The organism is Myxococcota bacterium, from assembly GCA_035498015.1.
In the GTDB taxonomy this organism is placed as follows: domain Bacteria; phylum Myxococcota_A; class UBA9160; order SZUA-336; family SZUA-336; genus VGRW01.
This window is the reverse complement of sequence record DATKAO010000108.1, coordinates 15328-33268: the sequence shown is the minus strand read 5'-3', so window position 1 is coordinate 33268 and position 17941 is coordinate 15328. Positions and strand designations below refer to the sequence as shown.

The 17941-nt window shown below is 70.3% G+C and carries 20 protein-coding genes; 1 reads left to right on the top strand and 19 read right to left on the bottom strand.

Translation table 11 applies throughout. The features are described from left to right. Positions 1–3: 3 nt before the first annotated feature. From secF to greB, 18 genes are all read right to left on the bottom strand, one after another. The gene (gene secF, locus VMR86_09535) at positions 4–975 is read right to left on the bottom strand and encodes a protein translocase subunit SecF (protein HTO07283.1); all 972 of its coding nucleotides are present in this window, start codon (positions 973–975) and stop codon (positions 4–6) included. Beyond that, positions 975–2531, bottom strand: a complete 1557-nt coding sequence (secD, locus tag VMR86_09530; GenBank protein ID HTO07282.1) for a protein translocase subunit SecD — start codon at positions 2529–2531, stop codon at positions 975–977. Before secD ends, secF begins: the two co-directional genes overlap by 1 nt. Next, positions 2528–2872 carry a preprotein translocase subunit YajC gene (gene yajC, locus VMR86_09525; protein HTO07281.1) on the bottom strand — a complete coding sequence of 115 codons (345 nt, stop codon included), beginning with the start codon at positions 2870–2872 and terminating at the stop codon, positions 2528–2530. The genes secD and yajC overlap by 4 nt, the downstream gene beginning before the upstream one ends. Continuing rightward, positions 2869–3975 carry a SpoIID/LytB domain-containing protein gene (locus tag VMR86_09520; protein HTO07280.1) on the bottom strand — a complete coding sequence of 369 codons (1107 nt, stop codon included), beginning with the start codon at positions 3973–3975 and terminating at the stop codon, positions 2869–2871. The genes yajC and VMR86_09520 overlap by 4 nt, the downstream gene beginning before the upstream one ends. Positions 3976–3977: 2 nt before the next feature. Further along, positions 3978–5417, bottom strand: coding sequence for an adenosylhomocysteinase (ahcY, locus tag VMR86_09515; GenBank protein ID HTO07279.1), 1440 nt, complete (start codon positions 5415–5417; stop codon positions 3978–3980). 18 nt (positions 5418–5435) lie between these two features. Then, on the bottom strand, positions 5436–6599 hold the full coding sequence (gene metK, locus VMR86_09510) for a methionine adenosyltransferase (protein HTO07278.1): 1164 nt from the start codon (positions 6597–6599) through the stop codon (positions 5436–5438). A gap of 36 nt (positions 6600–6635) precedes the next feature. Further along, positions 6636–8405, bottom strand: a complete 1770-nt coding sequence (gene ptsP, locus VMR86_09505) for a phosphoenolpyruvate--protein phosphotransferase (protein ID HTO07277.1) — start codon at positions 8403–8405, stop codon at positions 6636–6638. Next, positions 8402–8677: an HPr family phosphocarrier protein gene (locus tag VMR86_09500; protein HTO07276.1), complete on the bottom strand. Its 276-nt coding sequence runs from the start codon at positions 8675–8677 to the stop codon at positions 8402–8404. The genes ptsP and VMR86_09500 overlap by 4 nt, the downstream gene beginning before the upstream one ends. Then, positions 8674–9096: a PTS sugar transporter subunit IIA gene (locus tag VMR86_09495; GenBank protein HTO07275.1), complete on the bottom strand. Its 423-nt coding sequence runs from the start codon at positions 9094–9096 to the stop codon at positions 8674–8676. The genes VMR86_09500 and VMR86_09495 overlap by 4 nt, the downstream gene beginning before the upstream one ends. Then, positions 9093–9968, bottom strand: coding sequence for an RNase adapter RapZ (gene rapZ, locus VMR86_09490; GenBank protein HTO07274.1), 876 nt, complete (start codon positions 9966–9968; stop codon positions 9093–9095). The genes VMR86_09495 and rapZ overlap by 4 nt, the downstream gene beginning before the upstream one ends. Next, positions 9965–10507, bottom strand: a complete 543-nt coding sequence (locus VMR86_09485) for a hypothetical protein (protein ID HTO07273.1) — start codon at positions 10505–10507, stop codon at positions 9965–9967. The genes rapZ and VMR86_09485 overlap by 4 nt, the downstream gene beginning before the upstream one ends. Beyond that, a complete protein-coding gene (locus VMR86_09480; protein ID HTO07272.1) occupies positions 10508–10969 on the bottom strand; it encodes a PTS sugar transporter subunit IIA in 462 nt (153 codons plus the stop codon). It abuts the gene before it with no gap. Between the two features lie 31 nt (positions 10970–11000). Further along, positions 11001–12464: an RNA polymerase factor sigma-54 gene (gene rpoN, locus VMR86_09475; protein ID HTO07271.1), complete on the bottom strand. Its 1464-nt coding sequence runs from the start codon at positions 12462–12464 to the stop codon at positions 11001–11003. Positions 12465–12467: 3 nt separating this feature from the next. After that, positions 12468–13193 carry an LPS export ABC transporter ATP-binding protein gene (gene lptB / locus VMR86_09470; protein ID HTO07270.1) on the bottom strand — a complete coding sequence of 242 codons (726 nt, stop codon included), beginning with the start codon at positions 13191–13193 and terminating at the stop codon, positions 12468–12470. Continuing rightward, positions 13193–13840: an LptA/OstA family protein gene (locus VMR86_09465; protein ID HTO07269.1), complete on the bottom strand. Its 648-nt coding sequence runs from the start codon at positions 13838–13840 to the stop codon at positions 13193–13195. The genes lptB and VMR86_09465 overlap by 1 nt, the downstream gene beginning before the upstream one ends. Beyond that, the gene (lptC, locus tag VMR86_09460) at positions 13837–14361 is read right to left on the bottom strand and encodes an LPS export ABC transporter periplasmic protein LptC (protein HTO07268.1); all 525 of its coding nucleotides are present in this window, start codon (positions 14359–14361) and stop codon (positions 13837–13839) included. The genes VMR86_09465 and lptC overlap by 4 nt, the downstream gene beginning before the upstream one ends. Positions 14362–14525: 164 nt before the next feature. After that, a complete protein-coding gene (locus VMR86_09455) occupies positions 14526–14888 on the bottom strand; it encodes a hypothetical protein (protein HTO07267.1) in 363 nt (120 codons plus the stop codon). Between the two features lie 63 nt (positions 14889–14951). Further along, positions 14952–15440, bottom strand: coding sequence for a transcription elongation factor GreB (greB, locus tag VMR86_09450; protein HTO07266.1), 489 nt, complete (start codon positions 15438–15440; stop codon positions 14952–14954). Positions 15441–15497: 57 nt separating this feature from the next. Here greB and VMR86_09445 point away from each other — a divergent pair, with 57 nt between their 5' ends. Continuing rightward, positions 15498–16769: an FAD-dependent oxidoreductase gene (locus VMR86_09445; protein ID HTO07265.1), complete on the top strand. Its 1272-nt coding sequence runs from the start codon at positions 15498–15500 to the stop codon at positions 16767–16769. Here VMR86_09445 and VMR86_09440 read toward each other — a convergent pair. Further along, positions 16757–17911, bottom strand: a complete 1155-nt coding sequence (locus VMR86_09440) for a PilZ domain-containing protein (GenBank protein ID HTO07264.1) — start codon at positions 17909–17911, stop codon at positions 16757–16759. The two genes, VMR86_09445 and VMR86_09440, sit on opposite strands and share 13 nt — an antisense overlap. Between the last annotated feature and the right edge of the window lie 30 nt (positions 17912–17941).

The window sequence follows — 17941 nt, the reverse complement described above, 5'->3', positions numbered from 1 at the left end:
CGTTCAGCTCGTCGTCGTCGCGCGGCGCGCGCGGTCCCGGCGCTGACCCGAAGGCTTCGGCGCCTGCACCACGTGCCCGTAGCGGCGCGCCAGCCAGATCAGGACCGCGCTCGCCACGTAGATCGACGAGTACGTGCCGATCACGATCCCGATGAACAGCGCGAGCGCGAAGCCGCGCAGCACGGGCCCGCCGACGAGCAGGATCGCGACCACCACGAGCTGGGTCAGCCCCGAGGTCAGCACCGTGCGCGACAGCGTCGCGTTGATGGCCTCGTTCACGACGCTCTCGAGCTCGGTCGTGCCGCGCGTGGCGACGGTCTCGCGGATGCGGTCGTAGATGACGATCGTGTCGTTCATCGAGTAACCGATGATCACGAGCAGCGCCGCCAGGACGTTCATGTCGAACTCCCAGCCGAACAGCGAGAACAGCCCCGCGGTGAAACACACATCGTGCACCAGCGCGAGCACCGCGCCCGGCGCGTACTGCCACTCGAACCGGAACCACACGTAGATCAGGATCCCGATCCAGGACAGGATGATCGCCTGCACGCCGGCGCGGCGCAGCTCGCCGCCCACGCGCGGGCCGACCGACTCGACGCTCTTCGCCACCACGGGCGCGCCCAGTGAGTCGCCGATGCCCTTCAGCAGGTTCACCGACAGGTCTCGGTCGGTCTCCTGCGAGCCGCGCAGGCTGATGCGGAACTCGCGCTCCTCGGGCTTGCCCAGGCGCACGATCGTGGCGTCGGGCTGGCCCAGCTTGTCCATGATCCCGCGCAGCTTGGCCTCGTCGACGTCGGCGGCTTCGGGCGGCGCCTGCAGCTCGATCACCGTGCCGCCCACGAAGTCGATCGAGAAGTTGAAGCCCTTGAAGGCCATCGAGGCCAGCGACAGCACGATGATCGTGATCGAGAACGCGACCATGAACGGCATCTGCCGCACGAAGTCGATGTGGGTCTTGGTCTTGAAGAGCTCCATCAGATGCGCAGCCTTTCGGGGTGTTGGCCGTAGAACGTGTCCATCAGCGCGCGAGTCACGACCAGCGCGGTGAACATGCTCGCCAGGAGGCCGATCGTGAGCGTGACTCCGAAGCCCTGCACCGGGCCGCGGCCGATCACGACCAGGATCATGGACGACAGAAGCGCAGTCACGTGCGCGTCGAAGATGGTCCAGAACGAGCGCGCGTAGCCGACCTGGATCGCCTTGCGCGCGGGCTCGCCCTTGCGGAGCTCCTCGCGGATGCGCTCGTAGATGATCACGTTCGAGTCGACCGCCATGCCGACCGTGAGCACGACACCCGCGATGCCCGGCAGGGTCATCGTGGCTTTGAACGCGCTCATCAGGCCGATGATCATGATCACGTTCACGATCAGCGCCGTGTTCGCGAACATGCCGGTCACGCTGTAGTAGATGGCCATGAACACGAACACGAGGCCCGCGCCCAGCAGCGACGCGTGCACGCCGTCGCGGATCGAGTCCGCGCCCAGCGACGGCCCGACCGTGCGCTCCTCCTCGACCACGAGCGGAATCGGCAGCGCGCCGGAGCGCAGCTGGAGGGCCGTGTTGCTCGCCTCCTCGCGCGTGAAGTCACCGGTGATCTCGCCGGTGCGGCCGATGCGGCTCTGGATCTTGGGCGCGGTGATCACGTGGCCGTCGATGATCGCGGCCAGGCGGTTGCCGATGTTCGCGCCCGTGAAGTCGCGGAAGATCTTGGCGCCCTCCGAGTTCCACTGGAACGTGATGATCGGGCGGTTGCGCCGATCGAAGTCCATGCGCGCGTCTTCGAGCATGTCGCCCTTGAGCACGGCCTTCTTGGGCACGAGCAGCGCTTCTTCTTCCTTCCCGCCGCGCGTCGCGCTGGTGATGATCTCCTGGTCCTCGGGCACGCCGTTCTTGAGCTTGGCGAGCAGCAGCTCCTTGCTCGGCGCGGAATCGGTCACGGCCTTGAACTCGAGGAAGGTGGTCTTCTTCAGCACGTCGCCGGCGGCCTCGCGGTCCTTCACGCCCGGCATCTGCACCAGGATCCGGCCGCCGCCCTGGGGCGCGATGATCGGCTCGCGCACGCCCAGCCCGTCGACGCGGCGCCGCAGCACCTCGAGGGCGCTGGCGGCGTAGCGGTCGATCGCCTCCTTCTTGTAGCGCTCCTTCAGCTTGGCGGAGAGCGCGCCCTCCTGCTCGTCGACGTCGACCTGCGGGGCATTCTCGTCCAGGAGCTTGCGGATCGCCGGAGTGTCTCCGTGCAGGAGCAGTGTGTCGCCCTTGATCTCGGTGGTGACGCCCTCGAGCTTCTGCTCGCCCGCCGCGTCGGTCACGGCGCTCGCGACCTTCTCGAGCTCGCGCTGCACGGCCGCGTCGGTGTCCACGCGCAGCAGCCAGTGGATGCCGCCCTGCAGGTCGAGCCCGAGCGTCATGCCGTCGCCGCGCAGCCACCAGTGAGCGTTGCGCTGGTCTTCCGGGAAGAAGCTCGGCAGCGACAGGTAGGCCATGATGGCCGTGACTGCGCCGATCAGGATCCAGCGGTTGCGCAGGGTCACGACTTGTCGGCTTTCTTCGCGACGCGCGACGCGACCGCGCTGCGGTCGAGCTTCACGCCCTGCACGTTCGGCGCGATCTCGACCGTGAGCACCGTGTCGGTCACGCCGGTCACGCGCGCGTGGATGCCGCCCGTGGTGACGATCGTGTCGCCCTTCTCGATCTGCGAGAGCATGGCCTTCTGCTCCTTGTCGCGGCGCTGCTGCGGGCGGATGAACAGCGCCCAGGTGAGCAGGAGCATCGCCACGAGCACGAAGATCGGGCTGCCCAGGATGCTGCCCGGCGATCCCGCCGGCGGAGTCTGGGGGGTGCTCGGGGCTTGGGTCTCGGCCTGGGTGTTCAACGCCGCGCGCTCCAGTCGATCGGCGTCGAGCCATTCGCGCGCACTCGGCGCAGGTCGCTGCCGGGATAGTAGTGTGCCAGGATCCGGCGATAGCTCGAGCCCCGGCGCGCGAGCTCGCTCGCGCCCCACTGACAGAGTCCGACGCCGTGGCCCGAGCCGCTGCCCAGGAAGCGTGCGCGGCCGCCCTCGACGCGCACGTCGAACAGCGCGCTGCGCAGCGCGCGGCCGCCGAGCAGCTCGCGCAGGTCGCGGCCCGAGAGCAGCACCGAGCCCAGCTGGATGCGCTCGACGCGCCCGCTGTCGCTGCGCTCGGTCACGTGCGCGCGGTCGAGCGACCCCGGCGCGTAGCCCGCGTCGCGCAGCGCGGCCGCCAGGTCGTCGAGCGAGATGTCGTAGCTCCAGAAGTAGTCGGGTGCGGCGTCGTCGGGCGACGAGACACTGCGCAGATAGGGCAGGTCCTCGCCCCAGACCTCCTCCGACGAGGCGGTGGTGCCGCCGGACGACGAGTGGAACGCCGCCAGGATCGGCTGGCCGGCGAAGGCGAGATACTCGCCGGCGGTGGCGCGCGCGGCCGACGCGGCGCCCTCGGGCACCGGGCCCGCGCCGTAGCGCTGCGAGATCACCGAGGACTCGAGGTCGAACGACTCCGCGCCGCGCCGGTCGCGCTCGTGCAGCGCGTAGGTGCGCGCGACCACGGCCTGCGCCTTCAGCGCCTCTTCGGGCCAGTCGGCCGGTGTCTCGCTGGCGATCGCGCTCGCCACGTAGGGCTCGAGCGGGACCACGTTCACGAGCTCGAGCACGCCGCCGCGCGCCGTGGCCCGCACGCTGCCCAGGAACGCCCGGCCGTCGACGCGCACGGGCCCGCGAGCATCGAGCACGATCGAGTCACCGCGCGCCTTGCCGCCCGAGCGCACCTGCCCGCCCGCCGCGCTGAGCGCCACGCTGCCGGCGCGCAGAGCGTGGCCGTCGGCGCGCAGGTCGTCGCCCGAGACGGTCACGCTCGAGACGCCCGCCGCGATCCGCACCCGCACCAGCTCGTCGGCAACCGACGTGCCTGCCAGCAGCGCGAGCGAGACAGCGGCGGCGGCGAGCCGAGCGCGCACGCCTAGTACCGATAGTGATCGGGCTTGTAGGGTCCGTCGACGGGCACGCCGATGTACGCGGCCTGCTCCGACGTGAGCTTGGTCAGCTTCACGCCCAGGTGGTCGAGGTGCAGCCGCGCCACCTCCTCGTCGAGTGACTTCGGCAGCACGTAGACCTTCTTCTGGTACTTGCCCGCGTTGCTCCACAGCTCGAGCTGCGCCAGCACCTGGTTCGTGAACGAGGCCGACATGACGAAGCTCGGGTGACCGGTGGCGCAGCCCAGGTTGAGCAGCCGGCCCTCGGCGAGGATCAGCACCGAGTGACCGTCGGGGAAGGTGAACTCGTCGTACTGGGGCTTGATCTGGACCTTCTGGATGCCCTCGCCCTGCTTCAGGCCCGCGATGTCGATCTCGTTGTCGAAGTGACCGATGTTGCCGACGATCGCCTTGTCCTTCATGCGCGCCATGTGGTCGACCGTGATCAGATTCACGTTGCCGGTGGCGGTGATGAAGATGTCGGCGGTCTCGACCACCTCGTCGAGCGTCGTGACCTGGTAGCCCTCCATCGCGGCCTGCAGCGCGCAGATGGGATCGATCTCGGTGATGATCACGCGGCAGCCCTGGCCGCGCAGCGCGGCTGCGCAGCCCTTGCCGACCTCGCCGAAGCCCATCACCACGGCGACCTTGCCGCCCAGCATCACGTCGGTGGCGCGCGCCAGGCCGTCGGGCAGTGAGTGCCGGCAGCCGTAGATGTTGTCGAACTTCGACTTGGTGACCGAGTCGTTCACGTTGATCGCCGGGAAGAGCAGCGTGCCCGCCTTCTCCATCTGGTACAGCCGGTGCACGCCGGTCGTGGTCTCCTCGGAGACACCCCGGATGCGCGGCGCGATGCGCCCGAACACACCCGGCTCGTCGCGCTGCATCTTGCGCAAGAGCTCGAGGATGATCCCCCACTCTTCCGGCTCCGCGCCGCGCTTGAACGCGGGCACGGCCCCGGCCTTCTCGAACTCGAGGCCCTTGTGGATCAGGAGCGTGGCGTCACCGCCGTCGTCGACGATCAGGTCCGGGCCGCCCCCGTCGGGGAAGCGCAGCGCCTCGCGCGTGCACCACCAGTACTCCTCGAGTGACTCGCCCTTCCACGCGAACACCGCGATGCCGCGCGGGTCCTTGGGCGTGCCGTGGGGTCCCACCGCCACCGCCGCCGCGGCGTGGTCCTGGGTCGAGAAGATGTTGCAGCTGCACCAGCGCACCTCGGCGCCGAGCGCGGTGAGCGTCTCGATCAGCACCGCGGTCTGCACCGTCATGTGCAGGCTGCCCATGATGCGCGCGCCCTTGAGCGGCTGGGCCGCACCGAAGCGTTTGCGCAGCGCCATGAGCCCGGGCATCTCGTGCTCGGCCAGGCGGATCTCTTTGCGGCCCCAATCCGCCAGCGAAAGATCGGCGACCTTGAACGCATCGAACATGGAGGACCTCTCTTCGAGTTAGAGACCGAGGTCCCGGCGCAGGTCGTCCGCCAGGCTGGTCTTCTCCCAGGTGAACGCGTCGCCGGTGCGCCCGAAGTGACCGTGGAACGCGGTCTGCCGGTAGATCGGGCGCAGCAGGTCGAGCGCATCGATGATCCCGCGCGGAGTCAGGTCGAAGCGTTTGCGGATCGCGCGCTCGATCCGGTCGTCGTCGACGTGGCCGGTACCGAACGTGTCGACCAGCACCGAGACCGGCTCGGCCACGCCGATCGCGTAGCTGACCTGCACCTCGAGTCTCTCGGCGGCGCCGGCCGCGACCAGGTTCTTCGCCACCCAGCGGCAGGCGTAGGCGGCGGAGCGGTCGACCTTCGAGGGGTCCTTGCCCGAGAACGCGCCGCCGCCGTGGCGGCCCATGCCGCCGTAGGTGTCGACGATGATCTTGCGGCCGGTGACTCCCGCGTCGCCCTGCGGCCCGCCGACCACGAAGCGGCCGGTCGGGTTCACGAAGATGCGCGTGTTCTCGTCGAGCAGGTGTCTGGGCAGCACCGGGCGCACGATCGCGTCGATCACCTTCGACTTCAGCGCCTCGTAGGCGATGTCGGGGCTGTGCTGGGTCGAGAGCACGATCGCGTCGAGCCGGATCGGGCCCGTGCCGCCGTACTCGACGGTGACCTGTGACTTCGCGTCGGGCCGCAGGAAGTCGAGCTCGCCCGACATGCGGCACTCGGCCTGCCGCGCGACCAGCTTGTGCGCCAGCATGATCGGCAGCGGCATGAGCTCCTCGGTCTCGGTGCACGCGTAGCCGAACATCATTCCCTGGTCGCCGGCGCCCTGCTCCTTGTAGAGCCCTTCGCCCTCGGTCACGCCCTGCGAGATGTCGGGCGACTGCTCCTCGATCGCGACCAGGATGCCGCAGCTCGCGCCGTCCAGGCCGAGCCGCGAGTCGTCGTAGCCGATGTCGAGCACCGCCTGGCGCACGACGTCGGGGATCTTCACGTGAGCCTGGCTCGTGATCTCACCCGCGACGCAGACGAAGCCGGTCTTGGTCAGCGTCTCGCACGCGACCCGGCTCTGCGGGTCCTGCGCGAGATACGCGTCGAGCACGGCGTCGGAAACCTGGTCGGCCACCTTGTCGGGGTGGCCCATCGAAACCGACTCCGAAGTGAACAGTCTGCGCCCCATGAGAATGCCGTCCTTTCCCCCGAATCGCGGCGAATCCTAACCCTGAAGGGCCATTCGCTCAAACTCAACGGGAAAGCGCTCGCGCATCCTCTGTTCGACCCGCTGGCGGATGTCCTGGGGGCCGCCCAGGCGCAGGCATTCCATCAGCAATTCGCGGGCTTCCGCTGCGGTCGAGTCGCGCAGGATGCGCTTGAGCAGCGGGATCGCGAAGGGCGCCATGGAGAGCTCGCGGATGCCCAGCGCCAGGAGGATCCAGACGTGCAGCGGGTCACCGGCCATCTCACCGCACATCCCGACCACGATTCCCGAGCGCCGCGCCGCCTGACCGATGCGCTGGATCATGCGCAGGTGCGCCGGGTGCAGCGGCTCGTAGAGATAGGCGACCTGTTCGTTCGAGCGGTCGACCGCGAGCGTGTACTGCAAGAGGTCGTTGGTCCCGATCGACAGGAAGTCCGCGTAGGGCGCGATCAGGTCCACGATCATGGCCGCGGCCGGAGTCTCGATCATGACGCCCAGCGGCACGTCGCGGTCGAAGACCACCCGCTCGCGCGCCAGCTCGCGCTTGGCCACGTCGAGCGCCGCGCGCGCCTGCTCCACCTCGGCCAGGCTGGAGACCATGGGCAGGAGGATCTTCAGCTTCCCCTGGGTGCTGGCCCGCAAGAGCGCCCGCAGCTGGGTGCGGAACACGTCGGGCCGGTGGTGCGACATGCGGATGCCGCGCAGCCCGAGCGCCGGGTTCGCCTCGTCGGAGAGGTCCAGGCCGGTCGGAACCTTCTCGCCGCCGATGTCGAGCGTGCGGATCGTGGCCGAGTACGGCGCGACCGCGGCCAGGATGCGCGCGTAGGCCGCGCACTGCTCGTCTTCGCCGGGCAGGTCGTGCCGGTTCAGGAACAGGAACTCGGTGCGGTACAGCCCGATGCCCTCGGCGCCGTAGCGCAGCGCGTCGCGCGCCTCTTCCAGCTGGTCGACGTTCGCGAGCAGGCTCATCGCCACGCCGTCCTTGGTCTCGGCGGGCAGGTCCACGTAGCGGAACAGCTCGCGCGACAGCGCCTTCAGGTCGGCGAGCTGCTTCTGGTACTCGGCGATCGTGGTCGGATCGGGGTCGACGATCACGCGGCCGGTGCGGCCGTCGAGAATCAGCGTGACTCCGTCGGCCAGCTCGCGCACGAGCTCGGCGCCCACCGCGACCACCGCGGGGATCTCCAGGCTGCGCGCCATGATCGTGACGTGCGAGGTGCGCGAGCCGGTCTCGGTCACGAAGCCGGCCACGCTCTGGCGAGTCACCTGTGCGACCTCGCCGGGTGACAGGTCCTCGGCCACCACGATCACGCCGGGCGGCGCGTTGCGCAGGCCTTCGGGCTCGCGGCCCATCAGCGCCTGCAGCACGCGGCGCACGATGAAGCCGATGTCGCTGGCGCGCTCGCGCAGGTACGGGTCGGGCAGTGACTCGAACAGCTCCTCGAGCCGGCGCAGCTCGCGCTGCAGCGCCCACTCCGCGTTCAGCCCGTGCTCGCGGATGTTCGCCTCGGCGTGCTGCAGGAGCGTGGGGTCCTCGAGGAACAGGAACTGCGCGTCGAAGATCGTGCCGACCAGGCCCGTGCCCTGCATGCCGCGCTTGATCTCGTCGAGCTTGGCGCGCGTCGACGCAAAGGCCATGCGCAAGCGCTCGACTTCGCCGTCGGCCTGCTCGTCGCGGATGCGGTGCTCGGGAATCACGATGCGCTCGCGCCGTAGGACGTACGCGGGACCGATCGCGATTCCCGGTGAGACGGGCAGTCCGCGGTGCTCGGAGCCGCGCGACTTCACGCGCCTTCTCCGAAGCGGTCCGAAATGAGTTGCGCTAATGCGGCCACGGCGTCGTCCGCGTCCGCGCCGTCGGCGACCACGCGCACCTGCGTGCCGACGGGCGCGGCCAGAGTCACGAGCGCAATGATGCTCTTCCCGTTGGCGCGCGTCCCCTCGCGCTCGAGCGCGACGTCGCTCTTGAAGCGCTCGGCGACCTTCACGAACGCAGCCGCGGCGCGCAGATGCAGCCCCAGCTGGTTGGCGATCGTGCAGTCGCGCTCCGCGCGGCTCATGCGTCCCGCTTCTCCGCGCGGTTGGCGAGCAGGTCGCTGGCCACCGAGATGTTGCGCCGGCCGTAGTCGCGCGCGGTCTCGGCCAGCTCGTGGATGCCCATGCCGGGCTTGGGCCGCGCGACTTTGACCAACATGGGAAGATTCACACCAGTCACGACCTCGATCCGGCCCTCCTCCAGGAAGGAGAGTGACAGGTTCGAAGGGGTGCCGCCGAACATGTCGACCAGCACCAGGGCCCCCTGCCCCTGGTCCACCTCGCGCAGCGCCTTGTCGATCTGAGCCCGCATGTCTTCCGGCGTGGCGGTCGCGGGATCGAGCCCGATGGCGCGCACGTGAGGCAGCTCACCGACGATGTGGCGCAGCGCGCCCACGAACTCGTCGGCGAGCCCGTAGTGGGACAAGATGAGGATTCCGATCACGATTCCGTCCTCCGCGCGCGTTGGACGTCGCGGTGAGTCACCCGCACGTCAATCTTGCGCTCCGTGAGATGTCTTTCCAGCGCCCGGGCCACCGCCACCGAGCGGTGCTGGCCCCCGGTGCAGCCCAGCGCGACCGTGAGGTGGGCCTTGCCCTCCTCCTGATAGCGCGGGACGAGAAAGTCGACGAACTCACACAGCTTCGCCATGAACTCCCGCGTGCCCGGCGCCTCGAGCACGAACGCCGCCACCTCGGGGTCCAGGCCCGTGCGCTCGCGCAGCGTGGGCTCGAAGTTCGGGTTGGGCAGGAAGCGCACGTCGATCATCAGGTCGGCGGCTTCGGGCACGCCGTGGCGGAAGCCGAACGAGACCAGCTCGATCTCCATCGGCGCGGTGCGCTGCGCGCCGGTGAAGTGCCGGGTCACCTGGCGCTTCAGATCGTGCACGCTCATGTGACTCGTGTCGATCACGAGGTCCGCGCGGCGCGCGATCGGCAGCATCATCTCGCGCTCGCGGCCGATGTCGTCGAACAGCGAGCCGCTGCCGCGCGTGGGGTGCACGCGCCGCGTCTCGCTGAAGCGCTGCGCGAGCACCTCGTCCTCGGCGTCGAGATACAGGAGCTGCGTCGGCAGGCCGCTCTCCTTCAGGTGGTCGTGGACGTGGGGGAACGCGGCCAGGAACGTGCGCTCGCGCACGTCGACCGCCACCGCCAGCCGGTCGCTGCCGGCGCGGAACAGCGCCACGAACGGCTCGAGCAGCACCACCGGCAGGTTGTCGACGCAGAAGAAGCCCAGGTCCTCGAGCGCCTTCATGGCGGTCGTGCGGCCCGCGCCCGAGAGACCCGAGACGACCACCAGCGACGGCCCGAGACTCACGAGCGCCCACGCAGCAGCGCGAACAGGCGCTCGTCGAGCTCCGCCGCCCCGCTGCGACCCTGGCGCTGCAACAGGTGCACGCGCGCCGCCACCTCGACCAGCGAGGCGATGTTGCGGCCCGGCGCGACCGGCAGGTGCAGCGCCGCGATCTCGAAGCCGGCGAACACCTCCTTGTGCTGGTCCAGGCCCACGCGCTCGACCTCGCCCGCGCCCCAGGCCTCGAGCTGCACCACGAGCTCGACCCGCGTGCGCTCCGCGACCGCGCGCTCGCCGAACAGGCTCGGCACGTGCACGATCCCGATCCCGCGCAGCTCGATGTAGTGGCGCACCAGCTCGGGACTGAAGCCCAGCGGCGCGCCGTCGGCATCGCGGCCCAGGAGCACCACGTCGTCGGCGACCAGGCGATGGCCGCGCATCACCAGCTCGAGCGCGCACTCACTCTTGCCGATGCCGCTCTTCCCGAGCAAGAGGACGCCCACGCCCGCGACCTCCACCAGGCTGCCGTGGATGCGCGGCGGCGCGTGAGACTCGGCGGCCATCTACTGCCTCGACTCCTCCTCCTCGAAGGCGCGGAACAGCTCGTCGGTGGACTGGACCTGGCGCAGGCGCGCCCGGAACGCCTCGGAGCCGAGCAGCCGCGACAGGCGCGCCAGGAGCAGCAGGTGCGCGCTGCCCTCCTTGCCGGGCGCGACGAGGAGGAAGAACAGGTGGGTCTCCTGACCGTCCAGCGAGTCGAAGGGCACGCCGGCGCGCGACAGGCCGAAGACCGCGAGCAGGCGCTGGAGTGACTCGATCCGGGCGTGCGGGATCGCGATGCCGTCGCCCATGGCCGTGGTGCCGAGCTTCTCGCGCTCGATCAGCATGCCGTACAGCTTGTCCGGGTCCAGCCCGCTCACCTGGCCGGCCAGGGCCTCGGCCAGCTCGCGCAGGACCTCGAGCTTGGTCTCTCCGTGCAGGTCGGTACGACATGCGTCTCGCACGAGAATGTCGGTGAGCTTCATGGACCCAACCCCGCCCGCAGCGGTCGCGAATTTAGCCGATCTGCCGGCGCTGCGTCGAAGACAGGATACGCAGCGCCTCGCGGTATTTCGTGACGGTCCGCCGCGCGATCTGGATGCTCGCGTCGGACAGCAGCTCCGCGATCTTCTGGTCCGAGAGCGGATTGCGCGAGTCCTCGGCCCGGATGATCTGCAGGATCTTCTCCTTGACCGACTCGGATGCGATCCCGTCGCCGTCGGAGGTGCGGATGCTCGAGTTGAAGAAGAACTTGAGCTCGAAGACCCCATGGGGGGTCTGCGTGTACTTGTTGGTGGTGACTCGCGACACCGTGGACTCGTGCATGCCGATGTCGTCCGCCACGTCGCGCAGGTTGAGCGGCCGCAGGTGCTCCGGGCCCTTGTCGAAGAACTCGCGCTGGAAGCGGATGATCGACTCCATGACCCGCACGATCGTGCGCTGGCGCTGGTGGATCGACTTGATCAGCCAGACCGCGGAGCGCAGCTTCTCGCGCACGTACTCGCGCGTCTGCTTGCCGTTGCCGTCCTTGTTCGCCAGCACCTGCTTGTAGGCCAGGCTGACGCGCAGCTTGGGCATGCCGTCCTCGTTCAGGACCACGTGGTACTCGTCGCCGAGCTTGTGCACGAAGATGTCCGGGGTGATGTAGACCGGCTCGTCGCCCGCGAACTGCCGGCCCGGCCGGGGCTCGAACGAGCCGATCAGCTTGGCCGCCGCCGCGACCTCGGCCAGCTCGCAGTTCTCCATGCGCGCGATGCCGCGGAAGTCGTGCTTCTGCAGCGCGTCGAGGTGCTGGGTGATGATGCGCACGGCCAGGCCCTCGGTGACCCCCGCGACCCGCATCTGGATCAAGAGACACTCGGCCAGGCTGCGCGCGGCCACGCCCACCGGGTCGAGCTCCTGCACGCGCGCCAGCACCTTCTCGACCGTCCTGACCTCGGTCTTGGTCTCGGCCGCGATCGCCTCGAGGTCCTCCTGGAGATAGCCGTCGTCGTTCAGGTTCCACACGATGCGCAGCGCGATCTCGCGCTCGATCTCTTCCAGCTCCACGAAGCCGAGCTGCCAGATCAGGTGGTCGTTGAGCGACGTCGCCGGAGTCAGGTTCGCGTCGAGCGCCGGCCGGTCGTCGTCGCCGCGCGACAGGCTGGTCTGCGGCTTCGACTCCATGTAGCTCTCCCAGTCGAGGTCGCCGACCATGTCGTCGGTGCTGGGCGTGGCCGTCTCGGCCTCCGCGGCCGCGGTCTGCGCGGCCTCGGGCGCCGCGGGCACCTCGCCGGGCTCGTTCTCGTCGGCGGCGATCTCCTCGGGCGCCGCCTCGTCCTCGAGCGCCTCCTCGAGCACCGGGTTCTCGACCAGCTCCTGCTGGATCGTGTTCTGCAGCTCGAGCCGCGACAGCTGCAGGAGCTTGATCGCCTGCTGCAGCTGGGGAGTCATCACCAGCGACTGGGTGAGCTTGACGGTCTGCTTGAGCTCGAGCGCCATGACTTACAACCGGAAGTTCTGCCCGAGATAGATCTCGCGAACCGTCGGGTCCTCCGTGATTTCGTTGGGCGATCCCTCGCGGATGATGCGCCCGTCCTTGATGATGTACGCGCGGTCGCAGATCGTGAGTGTCTCGCGCACGTTGTGGTCGGTGATCACGATGCCGATGCCGCGCTCGCGCAGCTGCGAGATGATCTTCTGGATGTCGATCACGGCGATCGGGTCGATGCCCGAGAACGGCTCGTCGAGCAGCATGAAGCGCGGGTCGAGCACGAGCGCGCGCGTGATCTCCACGCGCCGCCGTTCGCCGCCCGAGAGCGTGGCGCCCTTCTGCTTGCGCTTGGCCACCAGGTCGAGCTCGCCCAGCAGCTCCCTGGCGCGCTCGTGTCGCTCGTGGCGGCGCATGGGCAGTGTCTCGAGGATCGCCAGGATGTTCTCCTCCACCGTGAGCTTCCGGAAGATCGAGGGCTCCTGCGGCAGGTAGGTGATGCCCTTCCGCGCCCTCTGGTACATCGGCAGATCGGTGATCTCCTCCTCACCGAGGTACACGTGCCCGGCCGTGGGGTGGATGCGGCCGACGATCATGTTGAACGTGGTGGTCTTGCCCGCCCCGTTGGGGCCGAGCAGGCCGACCACCTCGCCCGGGCCGACGGCGACGCGCACGTCGCGCACCGCTTCCTTCGCGCCGAAGCGCTTGCACAGGTCGCGCGCGTGCAGCGTCGGGGTCATCATCCGCCGCTCGCCTTGGCCGGCGCCGGCGCTGGGGCAGGAGCCTTCGCGGGCGCCGGCGTGGTGCCCGTCGCGGGCGTCGCGCTCGGGGTGTTCGGGTCGGTCTGGCGCACGCGCACCGACACGTTCCCGACCGCCTTCACGGTGCTCTTGCACAGGTCGAAGTAGATCGTGTCGGCGAGCACGTCGTCGGTCGCGCGGTGCAAGCTCGCCTGGTCGCCGCCGCTGTGGCACTCGGCGGTGCAGTTGACGTTGTCGACCTGCGCCTCGGTGCACAGCGCCTGGTTCGTGCCCTGCGTGATCACGACCGAGCCCTTGGCGTTGATCTTGTCCGGGTGACCGGCGGCGGTCGGCGGGTAGATCGCCTGCAGCCAGTCGCAGGTCAGGTTCATGTCGCCCTGGCGCGCCTTCACGCGCTTGGTGAACACGACCGTCTGGCGGCCGTCGGCCGCCTTCACGCCTTCGGCTTCGTCGGAGGTGATCACGAGCTCCGCGCCGGGCGTGAACTTCAGCCCGAGCCGGTCGGCGGCCTCGGCGGAGGTCTTCGGCGGCTCGCTGGGCGGAGCGGGCGGCGCGGGCGCAGGGGTGTCGGCGCGCGCGGCCCACGCCAGCACCACCAGACAGGCGAGCGCCGCCGCACGAGTCACTGTGGCTGCGCCTTCGGCGTCACGCGCGCCTTGACGTTCCCGGTCAGGTGCAGCTTGTGAGTCGCGACCTCGAGCTCCATGCCCGTGGCGGTGAGCACGAGATTGTCGCGCCGCAGCTCGACCGGGCTGTCGCTCGCGATCACGCGCCGCGCGCCCACGTAGTGCACGGCCCTTGTCTTGAACTTCTGCCCCTCCTCGGTCGTGCCGGTGACTCCGTCGGTGAGCACGAAGTCGTCCTTGTCGAGATGGAACTGGCCGTGAGGCGCGGCGATCTCGACCTTGCTCGCGTCCTCGGTCGCGAAATGGATCGACACGTCTCGCAGGTGCGCGACCTTGGTCGCCATGTCGACCGTGGCCCCGGCCGCGGTCACGAGCAGGTCCTGCAAGTCGCCGTGGTATCCCTCGTAGATCACTCGGTCCATCTCGATCGGAGGCATCTCCGGCGCCGCGCGTGGCCCGCCGTTGTCGAGGAAGTCGGACGCGGGTCCACAGCCGAGTGACAGGCACACGACCGCGGCCATGCTGCCGCGGCTGAGACGTGGCCTCGCGCTCCCTCGCATCCGTTCGCTCTCCTCCGAGCCCCCCGCTGCTCCTCGGTCGGAGTGCGTCCGGGATAAGCAAGAAGCATACCTTGGTTGGAGCGGGTGCGCCGCTTCTCGTCATGGAACGAAGACGAGAAGCGCGGCTACGGGCTGTCGGAGTCGGGCGTGGGAGCGGGCTGGACGTCCGGCTCCTGCGGAGGCGGAGCCGCGGGCGGCTGGAGGGCCTGTGCCCGCTTCTCCTGGATGTCGCGCGCGATCTCCGCCGAGTCGTCGAACACGACGTCGACGCCGAACAGAGTCCGCAGCGGCTCGTGCGTGCCGAGCCACCAGGCGGGGTGGAAGAGCAGTGTGTCGGCGACCACCCCGACCGGGTGCAGCATGTACGCGATGATGCGCAGCGGGTGCCCCGAGCGCTGCGGGTTGTAGCGGGTCGTGCCCGCCCCTGCCGGGCTCGAGAGCGCGGCCAGGGCAAAAGCGAGCGCGAGGGCGAGCCCGGGCTTTCTCATCGCGATTCCTTTTCTACCCGATTTCGCATCGGCGCGCCGTGGGAAACACCATAGTCCTGCCGGTCACGGGTCCGGGTAGCGGATCTCGAGCACCACGAAGCGCGCGCGGCCCGCCGGGCGCATCACCTCGACCTCGTCGCCCGCGCGCTTGCCCATCAGCACGCGGCCGATCGGCGATTCGACGCTGATCGCGCCGGTCGCGACGTCGCTCTCGTCGGGCCCCACCAGGCGGTAGCAGAGCTCGGCGCCGGTCTCGTCTTCGAGCGTGACCCAGGCGCCGAAGTAGACCCGGTCGCGCGCGACCTCGCCGGGCCGCACGACCACGAGCTGGTCGAAGCGCTTGCGCAGGAACTCGATGCGGCGGTCGATCTCGCGCAGCCGCTTCTTGCCGTAGATGTACTCGGCGTTCTCCGAGCGGTCGCCGAGCGCCGCCGCGGCGGCGACCTCGCGAGTCACGCGCGGGCGCTCGACACGCCAGAGCTGCTCGAGCTCCTCTTGCAGGCGGCGCGCGCCTTCCGGCGTGATGTGGACCTTCTTGCCCTGTGGAGCCACGGCCCGGCCGAGATAGCGCGCGCCACGCGCGGCCGCACCTGTGCTCCAATCCGGCAGATGGCGATTCGCGAGCCCGCGCGCGACCTCGAGATCCTCGCGCGCGCCGACGTGCTGGTGGTCGGCGGCGGCACGGCCGGCGTCGCCGCCGCGGTAGCCGCGGCGCGCTCCGGCGCGCGCGTGCTCCTGGCCGAGGCCTCGAGCTCGCTCGGCGGGCTTGCGACCAACGGGCTGATCGCGCTCCTGCTCACGCTCGACGACGGCCGCGGCAGACAGGTGATCGGCGGCCTGTGTCAGGAGGTGACCGAGCGCATGAGCGCGCGCGGCGGCGCCTTCGCGCCCCCGCGCGAGCACTGGGGCCGGCCCGACCCCGAGCTCGTGGAGCGCTACCGGCGCTGGGGCCTGGTCTGGGGCGGCGCGCCCGCCGAGCACGTGGTGCGCTACTCGGTGGCGTACGACCCGGAGGTCATGCGCGAGGCGCTGAACGAGCTCGTGACACAGTCTGGTGTAGAGCTGTTGTTCCACGTCTGGGGCGCGCGGGCGCTCGTTGCGGATGGGCGCGTGCACGGGGTCGCGGTCGAGTCGCGCGCGGGCCGGCACGCGCTCGCGGCCGACGTGGTGATCGACGCGACCGGCGACGGTCACGTGCTCGCCTCGGCGGGCTGCGCGTTCGAGCTCGAGCGCGTGCACCCGTGGCTGTGGTTCCGCGTGGGCGGGATCCGCGACGTGGATGCCGCGATCTCCGCCGGCGCGCCGTTGTTCCGCACGCCGAACCCGGGCCAGGCGCTCCTGCCCTGGGGCGCAGTCACCCGCGCCGGCCGCAAGATCGACGCCACCGATCCGCGCGACCTGACCGCGGCCGAGCTCGAGTGCCGCACGCTGGTGATGGAGGAGTTCCGGGCGCTGCGCGAGAAGCACCCCGAGCTGCGCGACGCGCACCTGTGCGAGATCGCGCGCTTGCTCGGAGTCACCGAGAGCCGCCGCCTGGTGGGCCGCGTGGTGCTGGCTCACGCGGACCGCCAGAAGCCACAGCCGGGCACGATCGCGATCACCGGTCACTGGACGAAGTACGGCGCGGTCTACGCGATCCCGTACGGCTGTCTCCAGGCGCGCGAGGTCGAGAACCTGCTGGCCGTGGGCCGCTGTCTCTCGGCCGATCACCGCACGCACAATGCCACCAAGGAGATCCCGCCCTGCTTCGCGACGGGCGAGGCCGCCGGCGTGGCGGTGGCGCTGGCGCTCGAGCACGGCGGGCGCGTGGACCAGGTCCCGGTCGAGACGCTGCGCGCGCGCCTGCGCGACCGGGGCGCGATCGTCGACTACCCCTTCTGACGCCGGGCGGCCTCGACCTCGGCTTGGTCGAGCACGCGCGTCTCGAGCACGCGCGACACCACCAGACGCGTGGCGTCGTCGCCCTCGAGTGACTCGAGCGGCGCGAGCCCGGCCACGAGCTCGGACAGCTGGCGGCGCTGCTCGGCGCGCACGCCGCGGAACACCAGCCCGAAGCCGCGTGCGCCGTGATCGCGCACGACCTCGGCTTCGATCACGAGCGCGCCGCCGCCGGCGGCGCCATACAGGCCCAGCGCGATGCGCTGGCCCACCACGATGCCGGGCTGGCGCGCGATCCGGATGCCGTCGACCGAGAGGTCGTGACCGAGCACCGCCTGCGGAGCGTCGGCGTCGAAGGCCGTGAGCGCGGCCACGCGGCGGCGGTACGCGCGCCGCTCGGTGCGGCGCCGCTCGCGCGGCGCGCGCTGCGGCGCTTCGGACAGCACCGAGACGCGGGTGCCCAGGTGACTGCCCGACAGGATCGACTCGAGCTCGGCATTGGCCTCGGGCGCCAAGGGATCGAGCTCGACCGCGACCGACCAGGCCGGAGAGTCCGTCGGATGCCCCTCGCGTTCGGAGCGCGACACGTGACCGGAGAGCGCGTCGAGCGCAACGCTCGACAGCTCGGGCGGCAGCCCGATCTCGATCCAGTCACCGGCCTCGAGCGGCGCGTCGACGCGCAGGCGCGCCGCGGCCGCCGACAGCTCGAGCAGCTTCGCCGAGTGAGTCGCCCCGTCGACCTTGACGGCCGCGGCCGTGCCCAGCGGCAGGCGCGAGAGCGCGCGCCGCTCGTTGCGGTCGTGGAGCATGGTCGAGATCAACAGCCGCAGCGTCTCCTGGTCCACCGAGCTGTGCACCAGGTAATGCACGCCCAGCTCGCGCAGCTCCGAGCGCAGCTCGTCGAAGTCCTGCCCGTGCACGCACAGCCAGCGCGGCCCGGGGCCGCCGTCTTCCGGCTTGGGCAGCCGGCCGAGCTCGAGCGCGCGGTTGCCCGTGCTGATCAACAGGTCGCGGGCGCGCGGGATCGCGCGCGAGTCACGCGGCCGGCGGCACAGGCTGAACGGCACGCCGAGCCGCTCGAGGATCACTCGCACGCGGTCCAGCTCGCCGTCGTCGAGCAGCACGATCGACGCCGAGTTTTCCACGCGTTCGCTTTCGGCCCGCTACCGCGCGGG